This is a genomic window from Salmonirosea aquatica (assembly GCF_009296315.1).
GTDB classification, from domain to species: Bacteria; Bacteroidota; Bacteroidia; order Cytophagales; family Spirosomataceae; genus Salmonirosea; species Salmonirosea aquatica.
In genome coordinates this window covers 2,451,690-2,467,796 of record NZ_WHLY01000002.1, presented here as the reverse complement: position 1 = coordinate 2,467,796, position 16,107 = coordinate 2,451,690, and the positions used below count along the sequence as shown (strand labels likewise).

Sequence of the window (16,107 nt, the reverse complement as noted above, 5' to 3'; positions counted from 1 at the left end):
CATGCCCGAAAAGTACATTATCCTGATCCCTCAATTTAATGACTGGGAGGCGCTTAATCTTCTGATTGCCAAAATCAACACCGACGTAGCGGGCGACATCCTGGCCCATACGTCGGTGTTGGTGGTAGATGACTGCTCCTCACGTGACCGGACGGAGGCCTTCACTCCATTTGGCGGAACAGGAATAAGGGTACTGCGGCTGTACCGCAATTTGGGCCACCAGCGCGCCATTGCCATTGGGCTTTCCTACATTGCCACGGAGCTACCCTGTGAAAAGGTGATCGTCATGGATGCCGACGGGGAAGACGCCCCGAGCGACATCAATACCTTATTTGCCAAGTCGGTACAGATGCCCGGTACCATTATTTTTGCTCAGCGCAGTAAGCGGCAGGAGGGTTTTGTGTTCCAGTTTTTCTATCAGATCTATAAATCAATTTTTAAGCTTCTGACGGGGAAGGTCATCACTTTTGGGAATTTCAGCGTCATTCCGCAGCGTCGTTTGCAAAACCTGGTGCGGGTGTCGGAAATCTGGAACAACTTTCCCGGCGGGGTGATTCGCTCGCGGATTCCCTATGACGGAGTACCCATCGAACGCGCCAAACGGCTGGCCGGCAATAGCCAGATGAACTTTGTGTCATTGATTCTGCATGGTCTGAGCGCCATTTCGGTGCTGATCGATACTACGGCCGTACGGATTCTGATCTTTTCCATTCTGATGTCAGGTTTCGTGATTGCGGTCATTGTGGTCATTTTGTTTCTGAAACTGATTGGCAATACTACCCCCGGCTGGGCATCCACCCTCAGTACCACGCTGCTGATCGTGATGATGCAGTCGTTTCTGATCTCGCTTTTTCTGGTGTTCATGGTGCTGCAATATCGTACCCAGCAGCACTTCATACCTGCCATTCATTACCGTGATTTTGTAGAAAGCGTAGAAACCGTCGCGTAGCCTATGATTACCTTTGATGCGTCACCAACCGTATACTGGGCTCTAGTCTACGCATTTGTGGTGCTGGTGATCGGGCTGAATCTGAGGAAACGAGTCTCCTTGGCGCTGTATCTGCCTGCTGCGGCACTAATTCTGGTGTTAATGCGGCTTCCGGCTCTGGTGCTAAACCGCGAACTCAATGCGGATGAGAGCCAGATGATCAGCCATGCCATCACGTTGTTTCAGCATCCGGTCTACTGGCGTTCGGTGGATGGTACCACCATTGGGCCGCTGGATAATTACCTACTGGCGATTCCCCGTTTACTGGGATTTCAGCTTGACTACGTTTCGGCACGGGTTATGGGCTTGTTATGCGGCTTGGGGGCGCTGTATTTCTACTTCGTGGCCATAAGGCGCTGGTTTGGTAACGCAACGGCTCGGATTTCCCTGCTGATTCCCCTCATTTTCCTGGCTTTTACGCAGGAACTCGATTTTGTGCATTATTCCAGCGAGCAGGTGCCCCTCCTGCTCCTCAGCCTATGCCTGGCACTAGTAGCCAGGATTTCGATCCAAAAAAGTCCATCGGCCTGGCCGGCTTTCGGGCTGGGTTTTGTGGCAGGTATGATTCCCTTTGCCAAGGTACAGGCCGTTCCGCAGGCTTTGGTGCTTGTGCTTGGAGGACTTTATCTTACCTACCAACAGTATCGCCAAACCCGAAACAGCACGCCGTTGCTGGTATTGCTGGTCGGTGGTATCATATTTCTGGTCATGGCGCTATTGTGGATGCTGGCCAATGGTGTATTTCAAGACTTCATTGATTTTTACATCCTGGGTAACGCCGTGTACGCCGCGGGTGCAGGCCTGGATACCGGTCCTTCCCAATTTGGCAGGCTGGTACTGGCCAGTCCTGATTTTACAGCCCTTTTGATTATTACAAGCGTGGTGCTGGTCGTAGGATTGCTGGCCGGTGGGCGTACTTTAACGAAGACGCCTTCCTCGTCCCAGAATCTGTTCATTTCGCTGTTGCTGCTGGGGTATGGCCTCGCGGCGGTATATGCGGCGACCAAATCGGGCAATGTGTTTGTACATTACCTCAACTTCTGTATTTACCCTCTGGCGCTGGCGTCAGCCCTGGGTGTGCAGCGGGTTAGCACACAGCGCCTACTGGCGCTGGTGGGGCCCATGTTGTTGCTGGGCTGGTTTGGGCTGAACGATGCCATTTCTTTCTACCAAAGCCGCCAGCTAAACGCCCTAGTCTCCGTGGATGCTACGACTTTGCTTCAGAGCCCAGTGGTAAAAGCACTGGCGCCTTACACTCGACCGAACGACCAGATGGTGGTATGGGGTTGGCAATGCCGTTATTATGTAGAAGCCCAACTGGCGCAGGGTACGGCCGAAAACCACTCTGGAAGGGATGTTTTTCAACACCCTATGCGTGACCAATACCGTGAGCGGTACCTGAGCGACATGAGGCGCAATAGGCCGGCCATATTCCTGGATGCCGTCGGCAAAAACAGCCTGTGGCTGCAGAATGTATCTACGCAGGGCCACGAAGTATTTCCTGCGTTAGCTACCTATGTCGCAGCGAACTACCAATACATTGGCGATGTGGACGGTACCCGGCTGTATGTACGCAACGATCGGGTTTCCGCGGGTAGGTAGCTATTTCTGAGAAGCTTTGAGCATATCGGCCAGGGTGGTTCCATCCAGCACGGCCAGGTTGGCATCCCGCCATTTTTCCATCACCGTGCGTAGCGAACAAGCCTCTTCATCGACACAGTCATCACATTTCCCATAAAAGAAGAGTGACACACAGAGCGTAGGTGCAATGGGGCCGTCGATGATCCGTAGTACCTTCGAGAACTTGACTTCATCCGGCGGAATGCGCAACAGATAACCGCCGCCTTTGCCTTTCTGACTTTGGAGCACTCCGTTGTTTCGTAAATCCAGCAGTATGGCTTCCAGGAATTTACGGGGTATTTTTTCGCGTTCTGCGATGTGGGAAATTAACACCGGGCCTTTCCCGTAGTGCTCGGCCAAAACTTTCAGAGCTTTGAGGGCGTATTTCGCTTTTTTGGAAATCATAGGATAAGACGAAAACGAAGAAGTCAGGTAAGTGGGGGGATCAAATATACCGAATCTATCAGATACTAACGAAACTGCCTGCGACATCGGGGTCTAAGCGAGCGGATTGCCCACAACCCACAGATAGAATCTTTCTCCAGGCTAATCCGTTTAGAAGGCTATACACTCAAAATCTATACCTCATGGCCGCAATTGCCTCACTCGATGCCTTTCAAAAAGAAGTCCAGATCCAGGCCCGACTGGTATTTTACGGCTCGGAAGCTACCGATGAGGCAGCCCGGGCAATTGTGGAAGAAATCAATCGCATGTACAACGAACCGCAGGCTGTAGTAACGATAGCGGGGCTGCCGTGCCGCGTATATTTTGTGATCGAGTATGCTCTGCTGCAATTGGAAGAATCCGCGGTTCTGATCGCTACCAATGACGATTTTAGAAATAACTTCATTCGCCTGGAAAAAGAAAATATCATTACACGCTCGTTCATGGGCTTCGGACTGGGCGATAATGCCGGGCATTGGATTGTCAGCGATCATCTGGGCCATTCGACCACGGCGGCTCACGAATTCGGCCATGGCTTGGGGCTTGACCATCCCACCCGGCTCGACTTCCGGGGAACCGGCACACCGCCCCCATCATGGCTCCGCGAGGTACCCTGGTCGACCCCCAGTATCAGTGGGATCCCACAGCACGGGCGGGCGAGGTAGGAGGTACCATGAAACCCATCCATCGGCGGGTCTCCGTTGCGGAAATTGAACAGATCGTGCGCAATCTTACGTTTCAGCCCGACGGTCAGGCCCGGCTGGGTGAGCTCTCCAATAGAGTTTTTGATGAGCTGGGGCGACCCTTGGGGAATCGCCCTGGAGAAGCCTATGCCTGAGGTTTAGTTTCTAGAATCCTTCTACGCCCAGTTGATTTCTTAACGTCGAATCGCCGGGCGCGTTGTGCGACCAGTAATCCGACTGGATTTGCTCCGATTTGGTGGCGCGGGTCGTCAATTCTTTTCCGCGTGAAGGATAGGTTTCTTCCCATCCCGCAATGGAATGCGGAAACGCTTTCTCAAAAACGATTCGTAGTTCCCGTTTTGCGTCGGGGTACCTTAAGGAAAACTGCTGCAGTGCTTTACCCGTAAAAGCGTTGCCTGTATAGGCCGCCAGGGTACCTACTGCTTTTTGTGGTTCCAGCTTCTGTCCGGCGATGCGAGCGGCGTAGGCCGCCGGAATTACGCTGGTTTCACCCTTGGGCAGGCTTTGTGGGTCCATGCGCAGTCGTGTCCAGAGTTCATCTTCCAGCCAGGTTTCATCTATTTTATAATCTTCGTTCGCGTTTTTTTCAAAGTAGGAGCGTACCATTACGTCGTACTTGTTCCCGGAGAGATTGAGCTGGTTATACACCTGTCCACACCAATCCTGCGACGACATGGTGACTTTCAGGCTGTGCTCATACTTTTTCGTATTGATCGGGGTGAATACCGAGCTGTAGAGCGAGTAGTCGTAAATGCCCGTAACAAATCGGCGGATCGAATTCAGCTTCAGGACCGAGGTAGCTTTGTCTTTAGCTTCCGACTCGAGCTTGACCTGAGTATCGGTACGGAAATCTTCTGTCACAAAAATCAGCACTGCCTCCCCCGGATTCACAGCGCCGTACTGTACCTGATCCAGCGCATAGCGACTGATTTCGGCCTTTCCGTTGTACCAGTAGTCGCGGAAATTCTGAGGAGCCGTGAAGTTGTCGGTCCCTCCGGCCCGTTCACAACCACTTATCCCGAGGATACTGGTTAAGAGAATACATAGTAGTATGGGCAACTTTTTCATAGGTTGGTTTTAGTTCACAGGATTTCACAAAGTCGCGAGGTACCCCCAGGAGGTTCAGCCTACTGCTTTCCCTAGCCAGAGGCCCAGAAAAGATGCACTCAGGCACAGAACCACGCTGAGGGTTATGTTCAGAACGGCGTCTCCCCAGCGATTGTTCATCAGCATCAGCAGGGTTTCGTTGCTGAACGTGGAAAACGTGCTAAAGCCGCCACAAAAGCCCACCGCCAGAAAGGCCCGGTAGGGAAGCACGGCCTCGGAGGAACGCAGCGCCACGGCGCCCGTGAAAAAACCTAGAACAACACACGCCAGCACATTGGCCGCCAGGGTACCATAGGGCAGATTGACCGACCACGAGGCCAGGGTACGACCTATGCCAAACCGGGCCAAGCTGCCCAGTCCCCCGCCCAGAAATATCAGGATAAGGTTATTCATCAGGGCAAATTACGGTTTCCCAGTCGAAAACAGACTTCCGGCATTAAAAAATCCACGCAGACCGGGGGAATTGCCTCGGTCTGCGTGGAAAGGACGGGGTACCCTGACGGCCTCTAGTTAGCCAGTTTCGGATTCACATTGACCTCTGACTGCGGAATCGGCCACACGTAGTCCTGTTTTCTAAAATTCTTGGACGTAACGTACCACCGTTTCTGCGGATCCTGTTTTTTGGAAGTCTTAGGCAGCAGCGTGGAGTTCGGGAAAGGCGCTCCCCAGAAGTCGCCCGTAAGTACCTGTTCGCCGATCCCCCAGCGGAAAATATCCCAGAGACGCTGTCCTTCAAAAGCCAACTCAATACGGCGTTCGTTGCGCATGATGGGCCTCAGCTGCTCGGCCGACATGACTTTCAAAGGAGGTAGCTTCACCGAAGGCCGGGCTCTCACGGCATTGATGGTCAGATCCAGAAGCTCTTGCGTAATGGGTTTCCCGGCTTCCAATTCGGCTTCCAGGTAGCTCAGCAGTACTTCGGCGTAGCGGATAATGGGAAGGTTGGCACCGTAGTCCGTGACCAGGTTACCGGAGAAATTTTCATCGAAAAATTTACGTAGTCCGTAGCCCGTCCGGGTAGCCTGTTTCGAATAGGTTAACTGATCAAGCGATTTGGTCGAATCCGGGTGGCACACGTAAGTTTTGCTGCCGAATTTGGCCCCGTCCCACAGCAGATTATACCGGAACCGGGGATCGCGATTGGCACCCATATCACTCACCTTGAATCGCGGGTCGGCGTAGGAAAGGGGCGTTCCATCGTCAAAACCGTAGGCATCGGCCAGGCTACCCAGCGGGTTGACGATATGCCACCCCGAAACTACCGCTGGCAAAGCATGTTGCGTGAGGGCATTGGGGGCTTGTCCGGCCAGATATTGCACGCTGAAAATGTTCTCGCTGCTATTCTCATTGGAAGGTAGGAAAAGGGACTGGTAGTTGGCATCGATTTTATTATCTCCCTTGTCGATGATTTGCTTGAAGGCCGCCGCCGCTTCGGTGTACTTTTTCTCACTCAGGTACATGCGTCCCAGAAAAGCCAGCGCCGCCTGCTTGCTGGCCCGCCCGATTTCGTTAGCAGTCAATTTTTCAAAATAAGGGAGCGATTCCGTGGCCGCGGTTAACTCGGCGATCACAAACTGAACAATCTCTGCTTTAGAGGCTTTATCAACGTTGTTGGCTTCGTCGGGCGTCAGCGTTTTTTGCACAAGGGGTACCGAGCCAAAGAATTGCGACAGATAAAAATATTGCGCTGCCCGAATGAACCTGACTTCGGCCTTCATACGGTCGATCTTGGCTTTATCGATCTGGACTTTGTCGATATTTTCCAGGAAGTCGTTACAAATGGCAATGCGCTTGTAAGATCCTCCCCAATACCCATTGATCACATTGTTGTCGGGCAGCAGGGTACCATTGGTCAGACGGTTCTGGGTGGAATTGTCGCCCCGGCGGTCGTAGGCATTGTCGGTGGCAAATTCCAGAAAAATGACACCACAATATGTCCACCAATCGGAAGGTACCACCTGGGTACCGTACTCGATGGCACCCCGATACACGCCCGTCAGGGCGATGTTGGCGTTGGATTCGGAAGTCCAAAAATTGTCCTTTGAGAAGGAATTGCTGGGAAACTGTTCCAGTTCTTTGTCGCATGAAGTGGAAAGAAACAGCAAAGCTGGCAGCAGCAGGTAGCTGGCTCGTTTGGTCAGAGTTTTATATTGTTTCATGATTTGTCAAAGTTTGAGGTTGAGGCCAAATGTTACTGTTCTCAGGATGGGATAGTAGGCACCGCCGCCATTGATTTCGGGATCCCAGCCCTGTCTGTACTTGCTGAACGTCAGCAAATTTTCGGCACTCATGTAAATTCGGGTTCTTTTGACATGAAGAGGTTTCAACCATTTTTCCGGCAAGCTATATCCTAATTGCAAGTTCTTGACCCGTAAATAGGAAGCATTCAGGACCCAGAAATCCGAGGTGACCGTGTTGGGCGTTCCGCTGTTCGAGATCACTTCCAGGCGCGGGTAGTCGGGATAGCGGGTCGGATTATCGGGATTGAAGCGACCGTCCATCTGCCAGCGCTGGATATTACCCAGATTGAAAAATGCGTAGCCCGCATATCCATTGAGTTGTCCACTCACGCCCGCTACTCCTTGCAGGAAGGCCGAAAAATCGAATGACTTGAACGTGAATCCGAGGTTGGTACCGAAGGTGTACTTGGGGATCTGGCTTCCGAGGTAGGTACGGTCGTAGGTAGGATCCACCTTGCCGTCGGGTACCCCGTCGGGCCCACTTATGTCCTTGTAGCGGATGTCACCCGGTACGGCTTTGGGCGTTACTTTAGTCTGGTCAGGCCATTGGGTGATGTCGTCCTGGCTGATGAAGACCCCATCGGAAAGGTAGCCGTAGTACATCTGCATGGGGTACCCGATGAAGAGGTTGGAGCCGTTGCCCACCAAGCCGTTGGGCTGGTTGACATTTCCTAATCCCAGCGTGACTACCTGGTTGTTGATGATCGAGAAGTTGGCGTTGATCGAGTAGCTGAAATCTTTGAAGCGGTTGCGGTGGCCCAGATCGAACTCCCAGCCTTTGTTCGACATGGCACCCGTGTTGGTTTCACCGATGTTGACCCCTAGTACGGACGACACACTCGAAGAGGGCTTGAATAGGATGTCGTCGGTTTGCCGGTTGAAGTAGGTGACGTTGAACGTGAGTTTATTGTTGAAAAATGCCGACTCAATACCGAAGTCAAAAGTAGTGGTGCTTTCCCACTTGATATTGGGATCGGTATAATTAGAGTAAGCCGCCCCGATGTTCAAATTATTACCAAAAGGATAGTTGCGGCCTGCCGCCAGTACCTGCTGGTAAGGGTAGTTCCCAATGTTCTGGTTTCCCAGCACCCCGTACGAGGCTTTCAGTTTCAGGTCAGACAACCAGGAGAGCGGTTTCATAAAAGGCTCCTGCGCGATGCGCCAGCCTACCGCAGCCGATGGAAAGAAAGCGTACTTCTGGCCCGTGGGGAAGCGGGACGAACCGTCGTTTCTGACTGTTACCTCAAAGAGGTACTTCTCCATGAAGCTATACTTCAGGCGCGAAAACAACGACTGAATCGCCCAGGCGGCATCGTACCCACCCGACTGCTGATTGTCCAATCCGCCCAGATCCAGAACCGTATACTGGTTGCTGGGGAAATTCTGGCGGTACCCACCAAAATAGGAACTGTCTTGCTTTTCAAAAGAATAGCCTATCAGGACGCTAAGAAAGTGGTTGTTTAGTTCTTTGTCATACTCCCCAGTAAATTGAAGCGTCTTATAAATTTGCTTGTTGCTTAATTGGTTCAAAGAAGACTGGTTCAAAGTAATCTGATCGTCTAGCCTTTGTGAGGCTAGATAAGAACGACGCTCAACCAAAGAAAAATTATACCCGCCAATGGCCGAGAGAACCAAACCAGCGATGGGTTTCCAATCCAGCTTGGTGTTGATGCCAAAACGTGAGGTTGGCGCCCGGAAGTAGGAATCGGACTGCAACCAGGCGGCGGGCGTACCCCCACTCTCGGGCCCAATGCCAAAGTCGCCATTGGAGGCCTGGCCCAGGTAGATGGCAGGGTACCTTACGGCATTCTGGATCAATTGGTCGGTCAGTTCCCCTCCCTTATTGCCCGTGGCTTGCGGTTCTTCCCGTTTGTCAATAGAACCGGAGAGCCGGGTCGTCAACTCGAACTGACTGCCGATTTTGTTTTGCAGATTCGCCCTGAGGTTGTAGCGGTTATACTCGTTCTTGGGGATGATGCCCTGCTGCTGCAGGATGCCACCCGAGAGGAAAAATTTGTTATTCTCGTTGCCGCCGTTGAGTGTGACGGTGTGCTGGGTTTGCCGCCCGTTGCGGGAAAACAGATCTTCTAGAAAACGGGTGTTGGGGTAATTGTCAGGATCGGACTGGGAACGGTACTTCGCAATGTCATCGGCCGAGAAACTGTTGCTGCCTGAGGCGATATTGAACATCTCGGCATATTCCCACGAGTTCACAAAATCAGGCAACTTCGTCGCGCTGTTGAAACCGGTGTAGCCGTCGTAGCTGACCGATAACTTGTCGGAGGTACCCATTTTGGTCGTAATTAGCACCACGCCGTTCGCGGAACGGGCTCCGTAAATGGCCGCCGAGGAAGCATCCTTGAGGACCGAAATCGTTTTGATGTCGTTGGGATTGATATCGTTCATGTCGCCCGGAATGCCATCGATCAGAACCAGAGCGTTCGGGGTAGCGCCAAACGACCCAACTCCCCGTACCCTTATCGTTCCGCCACTCACGCCCGGCCGACCGGTGCTCTGGGTTACCGTCACGCCCGGCATCTGGCCTGTAATGGCCTGGGAAGCCTGGGTGACGGGACGATTCTCGATATTTTCCGAAGTAATCTGAGAAACCGAACCGATCACATTCACTTTCTTCTGGGTACCATACCCTACCACCACTACCTCGTCGAGCGCGCTCTCGTCGGGATTCAGGGTAAGATTGACCGTGGTTTGGTTCCCGACAGCGACCTCCTGGCTACGGTACCCTACAAAGCTGAAAACCAGAACGGCAGTCTGATCGGGTACATTCAGACTGAATTTGCCTTCCGTGTCGGTGGTAGTGCCGCGTTGGGTACCTTTCAGCACAATGCTTACCCCCGGCAGCGGTCCCCCGTTTTCGTCTTTGACAGTACCGGAAACATTAATGTCGACCGCTATGGCGCTGGGAGCGGAACTATGGATGGCGGTGGGTGAATCGGTGCTTTTCTTAAGGACGATGAAATCACCCGAGACTTCGTAGGAAAGGCCGTTCGAAAGCAATATTCGATCCAGCACAGAACGCAGCGTTTCATTTTGGGCGCTTACCGAGAGTTTCCGATCATTGTCAATAAGCTGCGGGATGTAGGCAAAATGCACCTTGGCCGCTTTTTCAAGCCGTTGGAGTACTGTTCCCAAATCCTTATTTTGTACTTTGACGGTAATCTGCTGATCCAGCAAATGCTGGGCCAGTACATCGCGGGCCAGCGACAGGCTGGCGAATGCCAGGATGAAGCCGCATTGCAGAAAGGCAATGCCCATGATCCGACGCGGCCTGGTAATCATTCGTAGTTGTTTTTTCATGAAGGTGAAGTTGGTTAGGTTTATAAATACATCATTTGTTTTCATTTGCATCCACCCCCTGACACCACGATCCGGGTACCCCACACTTCATAGGTAGCCCCAACCGTTTGGCAAACGATGTCTAGCTTGCGGAAAAGAGGCTCGTTGCCGAGGGGTGCAGTAATGCGACAGTCTTTGAGAAGTGCTTCATTGAACTCGATCTTTACACCGTAAGAATCCTCCACTGTTTTGAATACGTCCGATATGGCTACGTTTTTGAAGTAAAAATCAGGATGTGCCTCCGGGGCTTTAATTACCGCGGGTTTGGGTACATAGCCAATATCAAAACCGCTACTGGCCACATTATAGCGTACCTGCTGGTTGGCCGTCAGCAGCACCATTACTTCGGGCTTTCCCTGTTCCGAATCCCGGTACTTTTCCAGCGTGAATACCTTTACGCGGCCCGTCCTGACCTCCACACTGGGCGACTTATTTCCTTCAAAGGCATCAATCGTGAAGCTTGTCCCCACTACCTGGGTAACCAGCTGGTTGGCAAAGACGGTGAAGGGCTTGGTGTCGTCTTTAACTACCTCGAAGTAGCCTTTTCCCGAAAGAAAAACCTTCCGGCTTTCTTTCTCAAAGGGGTTCGCGTAGCTGATTCGACTACCAGGATACAGAACCACCTGGCTGCCATCGCTCAGCCGAACCTTCTGCAACTGGCCGGATTCATTGGCCTTTTCTACCAACGTAAGCACCGACTCCGGTGGGTTGCCCGAGTAGGTATCTGGCCCCTGATTTGCCTTCCGGAGGGTTACCCAGCCCAGCCCAGCCACTAATAGTACGGCGGCGGCAACCGAAAGCCATTTCCAAAGCGGGCGCACGGCTGCCGAACGTTGCTGTATTGTTGCATCTTCCCTGATTCCTGAAAGGAACAGGTCTTGCGTTTCTTTGTCGATACCCGTCCACATGCGTTCGCCTTGCTCGCTGGTAGGAAAAGACTGTGCTTCGTGCAGGGCGCGAAGCAGGACTTGGGCAGCTTCCAGAACGGTTTTGCGTTCAGGGTACTGCTGTTGAAAATCCTGCCAAAAGTCGTCGTCTTCAGAATAGCCGGAAAGAAACCATCTCCGGAATCGCTCGTCCTGGATGAAATCTTCGGCCGTAAAAGTTGGGTAGTTTTCCAAAGAAAAGTCTAAGTGGTTGGCTTGAAATATGCGTTATAGAAGGTAAAGGCATGAAACTGGAAGATGACCCAATCATCGTGAAGTTTTTTGCAAGAAAAAGTTGAAAGAGTGCAATTCGAAGACCTTGATATAAATACAAAATGCTTTATATCAAGATAATAGAAATAAAATCAAAAGTATCTCGAAACAGGCTTTCAGGATATGCGAGCTCTCGCGTAAGGTAGTCATGGCATTGAACAGAGTATTGCGCACCGTCTTTTCCGAAATCCCCATCAGGAGGGCAATCTCCTCAGTCTTGAAACTCTCATAATAGCGGAGCAGCACCACCTCCCGCTGGCGTCGGGGTAGTTGATCAATAATCGATTTCAGGCGGCGATTCAGGAGGGCTTCATCATTGCCATCGGTAAAGGCAGGGGTTTGTAGCTGATCGGCCAAAGAGCCAGCCGATGCGGAGAAATCCTGGGGCTGGCTTCGTTTCTCACGTTCCGACAGGCGTCGGATGTTACGCCGCAGGCAGCGAAACAGGTAAAACTTGACATTATCGACCTCGGACAGATTGCTCCGGGTTCGCCACAGGGTGATGAACAGATCCTGAATGGCATCTTCTGTCAGGGAGCTATCGGTCAGGAATTGCTTTCCGTAAGAATAGAGTTGCCGGTAATGCAGCTCAAACAATCGGGCAAAGGCAGTTCGATCCCCCGCCCGGAACGCATTCCAGGTTAGCTTGTCATGTGTTACTTTGTCCTCAATTCCCACGGCTTAAGGTACCATGTAAAGCTTTGAATAATACACAAAGATACATCAATGATTCTACCCGATTCCCGACGCGCCCTGATTTGGTCGGGTATATTTTTTTGAAAATAGTGTAATTCGGAATGGGTAACGGGGGGTAAGGGGATCCTCTGACTCCTTGATAGACCCGTGGCTAGGGTGGAATCAATGAAGCCTTTTTCACTGATCCTTTTCTACTCCTAGCTCTCAAACCTTAACCAATCTGTTGCTCGGAAATCCCGTGTGAGCGATTTTAAAACCCATGGAATCAAATAAAAATAGCCGCCGCCAATTCATCAAGAAAACATCGTCTCTCGCCCTGGCGGCCTACCTACCCTCACTATACGCCAGTGCCTACGACAAGATGAACGCTCCGTTTCCCTTCGGTACCGAGCGCGGCAAGCCGCTGGACGCCTGCGCCACGGGCGAATGGTGGAACTGGAAAGGTGACGAGCAGATGAGTCGATTTATGCAGAAACGTCCGCGTTCCAGGGTAATCGCTTACGCCGTCTACACCCACGACCGCGGCGTACTGAAAATGACCACCCAACTTTTTCCCCTCTATCCCAATGAGCCCGATACCGTAACGCTGGAATTGAAGCAGAAGGGCAAATGGAAAAAGGTAGCAAAGGAGAAAATCGTCTATCCGGGCTGGAGCGCGCATTTTAGGATCGAGAAATGGGATGATACGGCGGAGGTACCCTACCGGGTGAGTCTGGGTAAGCAAGCTACATTTGAAGGTACCATCCGTCCTGACCCCATTGGCCGGGACGAGATTAAAATCGCAACCATGTCGTGCAACTCTTTCCGTGACGAAACGGTCGAAGAACGGCAGGAGTACATACGAAATCTGAAATTCCATGACCCCGACATTCTGTTTTTTGCGGGAGACCAGTCGTACGTCCATCAGTACCATACCTACGGCATCTTGCTGTTCGGCGTGCAATTTGCCGAAATCATGAAAGATCGCCCCACGATTATGATTCCCGACGACCACGACGTGGGGCAGGGTAATTTCTGGGGGGCAGGTGGAGGCGTGGCCGATAGTCCGGCCGGTGATACGGGCGGCTACTACTATCCGCCCGAGTATGTGAAAATGGTAGAACGCTGCCAAACCTGGCACCTGCCCGATGCCTATGATCCTACACCCATCCAACAGGGTATCGGTGTTTACTACACCAATCTCAAAATAGGCGGCGTGGATTTCGCCATCATCGAAGACCGCAAATTCAAGAGTGGGCCCAATGGGAATATCCCCAAAATGGGCCCTCGCCCCGACCACATCGTAGACCCTAGCTACGACCGCAAAGCTGTGGATCTGCCCGGTCTGGAATTGCTCGGCGAGCGGCAAATTAAGTTCCTGCGGGAGTGGGGGCAAGATTGGCAGGGTGCCGAAATGAAAGTAGTCCTGTCCCAAACGGCCTTTTGCGGAGCCGTTCATCTGCATGGTACCATGGAAAACCGATTACTGGCCGACCTCGACTGTAACGGCTGGCCCCAAACGGGCCGGAACAATGCCCTGCGCGAAATCCGCCGTTGCCTCGCTACCCACCTTTGCGGCGACCAGCACCTGAGCGTGATTGTCAAGCACGGCATCGACACCTATCGCGACGGCCCCATGTCGTTCACCAATCCGGCTCTGGTCAACACGGTCTACGGCCGTTGGTGGTGGCCACTCGATGAAAAGGCAGGCGGTGGCCCCAAAATAGATGGTCCGTTACCGTGGACAGGTGATTATGAGGATGGCTTGGGGAATAAAATTACGATGTACGCCTACGCCAACCCCGCCCCAAAAGACGCCAAGGAGCTTCGGGACAATCGCAATGCCCGTGCCGATGGCTATGGACTGGTACGCTTCAATAAGAAAACCCGCATGATTACTCTGGAATGCTGGCCGCGCTTTGCCGATGCTACCCAAGGCAGCGGGGGGCAATTCGCGGGCTGGCCTCGTACATTTGCGATGGCTGAAAACGACGGCCGTACCGTGGCGGGGTACCTGCCTACGCTCAAATTTGTCAGCGAAAATCCGGTAGTGCAGGTTATCGACGAGACAACCGGAGAGCTGTTATATACCGAGCGTATTCAGGGAAAGGAATACCGACCGAGGGTTTTTGGCGACGGAAGTTTTACGATAAAAGCGGGAAAAGATAAGCCGGAGAATTTGGTAGGTATCAGGATTGAAAAAGGAGATGGGACCCTGGAGGTAAAGATATAGCTTCGGTAGGGTTTGTACCTACCTAAGAAGACCTGGATTAACCATCAGGTACCCCAACTGCCGTCTAGAAATATCAGGATAAGCGTATTCAATAGGCCAAATTAAGGTTTCGGTCTAAATATCCGGATAGCCTGGTTGCCTTTCGCAAAGATTTGGTACTTTCGGAAGGTCACTCTATCCGAAAAACCATCCATGCAAACCTCTGCTCCGACTTCCCGTAACGAACTACTCAAAATCCTGGGTGTCGGCTTCGGCGTTGCCGTCACCATTGGCGGTACCATTGGCACCGGTATCCTGCGCAAGCCCGGCCCCATTGCCGCCCAGCTCGGCGATGCATGGCTCATCATGGGTCTTTGGCTGCTGGTGAGTTTGTACGCATTCTTAGGTACCCTATGTACCATCGAGCTAGGTACCTCGGTGCCCAGGGCGGGGGCGTGGTATGTGTATGCCCAACGGGCGTTCGGCGGCTACGCGGGATTTGTGGTGGGGCTCAACAGCTGGTTCGGTACCTGCGCGGCGTTGGGTTTCGGGGTGTACACCATGAGTGAGTACCTGGCCTTGTTGTTGCCGGCTTTGGTAGGGTACGAGCCTTATCTGGCGGTTGCGATGTTGGTTACGCTGGCCGGATTTCACTGGATTGGGTTAGCGCTGGCGAGTCAGTTTCAGAATGTAATGAGTTTTGTCAAGGCGGTAGGTCTGTTCGCTTTTGTGGCTTTTTGCTATTTCTATGGTCAGGAAGTGACGGCGGAGCAAACGATTGCTACCACCAGCCGCATTGCCGAATCGGGTAGCTGGATCGGCCCCGTCATATTTTCTTTACAGGCCATTTTCTATACCTACGACGGCTGGCACACTGCCGCCTATTTTGCCGAAGAAGACCGCGACCCGACCCGCAACCTGCCCCGTTCCATGATCGGCGGTGTAAGCCTGATTATTATCATCTACCTACTCTGCAATCTGGCCATTCTGTACATTCTGCCGATGGACCAGTTGGCAGGTTCAAAGCTTGCCGCCGCTGATGCCGTCCGACTTATTTTCGGCGAACGTTCGGGTAAGTTTGTCACGCTGTTTTTGATGATTTCCATTCTGGGTATCGTTAACGCGCAACTTATGTTCAACCCGCGCGTGCTTTATTCCATGAGCCGCGACGGGCTGTTTCTACGTGCGGGAACGCGTGTCAATGCGGGAGGTACCCCTTCGGTGTCTATGCTGCTCACGGCGGTACTAGCCGTTCTCCTGATTTTGATTGGAAAAGAAGCCTGCGAAAAACTCTCAGACATTGCCACGTTTTTCTTCGTACTGGGATATACGTCGGGCTTCGCTTCGCTGCTGGCTCTTCGTCGAAAAGAACCCAACCTGCCCCGCCCGTGGAAGGTACCTGCCTACCCTTTGCTGCCCATCGTAATGCTGATCGCCTCAGTGGCCTTTCTGGTCGGAGCCGTGGTACAGGACCTACCCAGCTCGCAGTTTGCGCTACTATTTCTGGTGGTGAGTTATCCACTGTACCTGGGGGTGAAGCGGCTGAATGCCTAAATCAGCG

13 protein-coding genes are annotated in these 16,107 nt (G+C 52.5%); 6 read left to right on the top strand and 7 right to left on the bottom strand.

What is annotated here, in order from left to right; genetic code table 11:
• Position 1 precedes the first annotated feature (1 nt).
• Both GBK04_RS11390 and GBK04_RS11385 read left to right on the top strand, forming a co-directional pair.
• Positions 2-949, top strand: coding sequence for a glycosyltransferase (locus GBK04_RS11390; RefSeq protein ID WP_152759754.1), 948 nt, complete (start codon positions 2-4; stop codon positions 947-949).
• Positions 950-952: 3 nt separating this feature from the next.
• Complete coding sequence (locus GBK04_RS11385) at positions 953-2,590, top strand: glycosyltransferase family protein (protein ID WP_152759752.1); 1,638 nt, start codon at positions 953-955, stop codon at positions 2,588-2,590.
• On the opposite strand, the gene GBK04_RS11380 is transcribed toward GBK04_RS11385, so the two are convergent.
• Positions 2,591-3,013, bottom strand: coding sequence for an RrF2 family transcriptional regulator (locus GBK04_RS11380; RefSeq protein WP_152759750.1), 423 nt, complete (start codon positions 3,011-3,013; stop codon positions 2,591-2,593).
• Between the two features lie 182 nt (positions 3,014-3,195).
• Here GBK04_RS11380 and GBK04_RS11375 point away from each other — a divergent pair, with 182 nt between their 5' ends.
• The gene (locus tag GBK04_RS11375; protein WP_152759748.1) at positions 3,196-3,717 is read left to right on the top strand and encodes a hypothetical protein; all 522 of its coding nucleotides are present in this window, start codon (positions 3,196-3,198) and stop codon (positions 3,715-3,717) included.
• Complete coding sequence (locus GBK04_RS11370; RefSeq protein ID WP_152759746.1) at positions 3,648-3,890, top strand: hypothetical protein; 243 nt, start codon at positions 3,648-3,650, stop codon at positions 3,888-3,890. The genes GBK04_RS11375 and GBK04_RS11370 overlap by 70 nt, the downstream gene beginning before the upstream one ends.
• A 10-nt stretch (positions 3,891-3,900) precedes the next feature.
• Here the strand turns inward: GBK04_RS11370 and GBK04_RS11365 are convergent, their stop codons facing one another.
• The 6 genes from GBK04_RS11365 to GBK04_RS11340 form a co-directional block, all read right to left on the bottom strand.
• The gene (locus tag GBK04_RS11365; RefSeq protein WP_152759744.1) at positions 3,901-4,824 is read right to left on the bottom strand and encodes a P-loop NTPase family protein; all 924 of its coding nucleotides are present in this window, start codon (positions 4,822-4,824) and stop codon (positions 3,901-3,903) included.
• A gap of 54 nt (positions 4,825-4,878) precedes the next feature.
• Complete coding sequence (crcB, locus tag GBK04_RS11360; RefSeq protein WP_152759742.1) at positions 4,879-5,256, bottom strand: fluoride efflux transporter CrcB; 378 nt, start codon at positions 5,254-5,256, stop codon at positions 4,879-4,881.
• 113 nt (positions 5,257-5,369) lie between these two features.
• Positions 5,370-7,022 carry a RagB/SusD family nutrient uptake outer membrane protein gene (locus GBK04_RS11355; protein WP_152759740.1) on the bottom strand — a complete coding sequence of 551 codons (1,653 nt, stop codon included), beginning with the start codon at positions 7,020-7,022 and terminating at the stop codon, positions 5,370-5,372.
• A gap of 6 nt (positions 7,023-7,028) precedes the next feature.
• A complete protein-coding gene (locus GBK04_RS11350) occupies positions 7,029-10,421 on the bottom strand; it encodes a TonB-dependent receptor (protein WP_373330901.1) in 3,393 nt (1,130 codons plus the stop codon).
• Positions 10,422-10,462: 41 nt separating this feature from the next.
• Complete coding sequence (locus GBK04_RS11345) at positions 10,463-11,581, bottom strand: FecR family protein (protein ID WP_152759738.1); 1,119 nt, start codon at positions 11,579-11,581, stop codon at positions 10,463-10,465.
• 150 nt (positions 11,582-11,731) lie between these two features.
• Positions 11,732-12,337 carry an RNA polymerase sigma factor gene (locus tag GBK04_RS11340; protein WP_152759736.1) on the bottom strand — a complete coding sequence of 202 codons (606 nt, stop codon included), beginning with the start codon at positions 12,335-12,337 and terminating at the stop codon, positions 11,732-11,734.
• 277 nt (positions 12,338-12,614) lie between these two features.
• Between GBK04_RS11340 and GBK04_RS11335 the strand changes: the two genes are divergently transcribed.
• Positions 12,615-14,567 carry a hypothetical protein gene (locus tag GBK04_RS11335; protein WP_152759734.1) on the top strand — a complete coding sequence of 651 codons (1,953 nt, stop codon included), beginning with the start codon at positions 12,615-12,617 and terminating at the stop codon, positions 14,565-14,567.
• Between the two features lie 192 nt (positions 14,568-14,759).
• A complete protein-coding gene (locus GBK04_RS11330; protein WP_152759732.1) occupies positions 14,760-16,100 on the top strand; it encodes an APC family permease in 1,341 nt (446 codons plus the stop codon).
• Positions 16,101-16,107: the final 7 nt, after the last annotated feature.

What these genes read in the sequence shown, in the direction of transcription:
- GBK04_RS11390 (WP_152759754.1), top strand. Translation starts at nt 2, where the DNA reads ATGCCCGAAAAGTACATTATCCTGATCCCTCAATTTAATGACTGGGAG.
- GBK04_RS11385 (WP_152759752.1), top strand. Translation starts at nt 953, where the DNA reads ATGATTACCTTTGATGCGTCACCAACCGTATACTGGGCTCTAGTCTAC.
- GBK04_RS11380 (WP_152759750.1), bottom strand. Translation starts at nt 3,013, where the DNA reads ATGATTTCCAAAAAAGCGAAATACGCCCTCAAAGCTCTGAAAGTTTTG.
- GBK04_RS11375 (WP_152759748.1), top strand. Translation starts at nt 3,196, where the DNA reads ATGGCCGCAATTGCCTCACTCGATGCCTTTCAAAAAGAAGTCCAGATC.
- GBK04_RS11370 (WP_152759746.1), top strand. Translation starts at nt 3,648, where the DNA reads ATGGCTCCGCGAGGTACCCTGGTCGACCCCCAGTATCAGTGGGATCCC.
- GBK04_RS11365 (WP_152759744.1), bottom strand. Translation starts at nt 4,824, where the DNA reads ATGAAAAAGTTGCCCATACTACTATGTATTCTCTTAACCAGTATCCTC.
- crcB (WP_152759742.1), bottom strand. Translation starts at nt 5,256, where the DNA reads ATGAATAACCTTATCCTGATATTTCTGGGCGGGGGACTGGGCAGCTTG.
- GBK04_RS11355 (WP_152759740.1), bottom strand. Translation starts at nt 7,022, where the DNA reads ATGAAACAATATAAAACTCTGACCAAACGAGCCAGCTACCTGCTGCTG.
- GBK04_RS11350 (WP_373330901.1), bottom strand. Translation starts at nt 10,421, where the DNA reads ATGAAAAAACAACTACGAATGATTACCAGGCCGCGTCGGATCATGGGC.
- GBK04_RS11335 (WP_152759734.1), top strand. Translation starts at nt 12,615, where the DNA reads ATGGAATCAAATAAAAATAGCCGCCGCCAATTCATCAAGAAAACATCG.
- GBK04_RS11330 (WP_152759732.1), top strand. Translation starts at nt 14,760, where the DNA reads ATGCAAACCTCTGCTCCGACTTCCCGTAACGAACTACTCAAAATCCTG.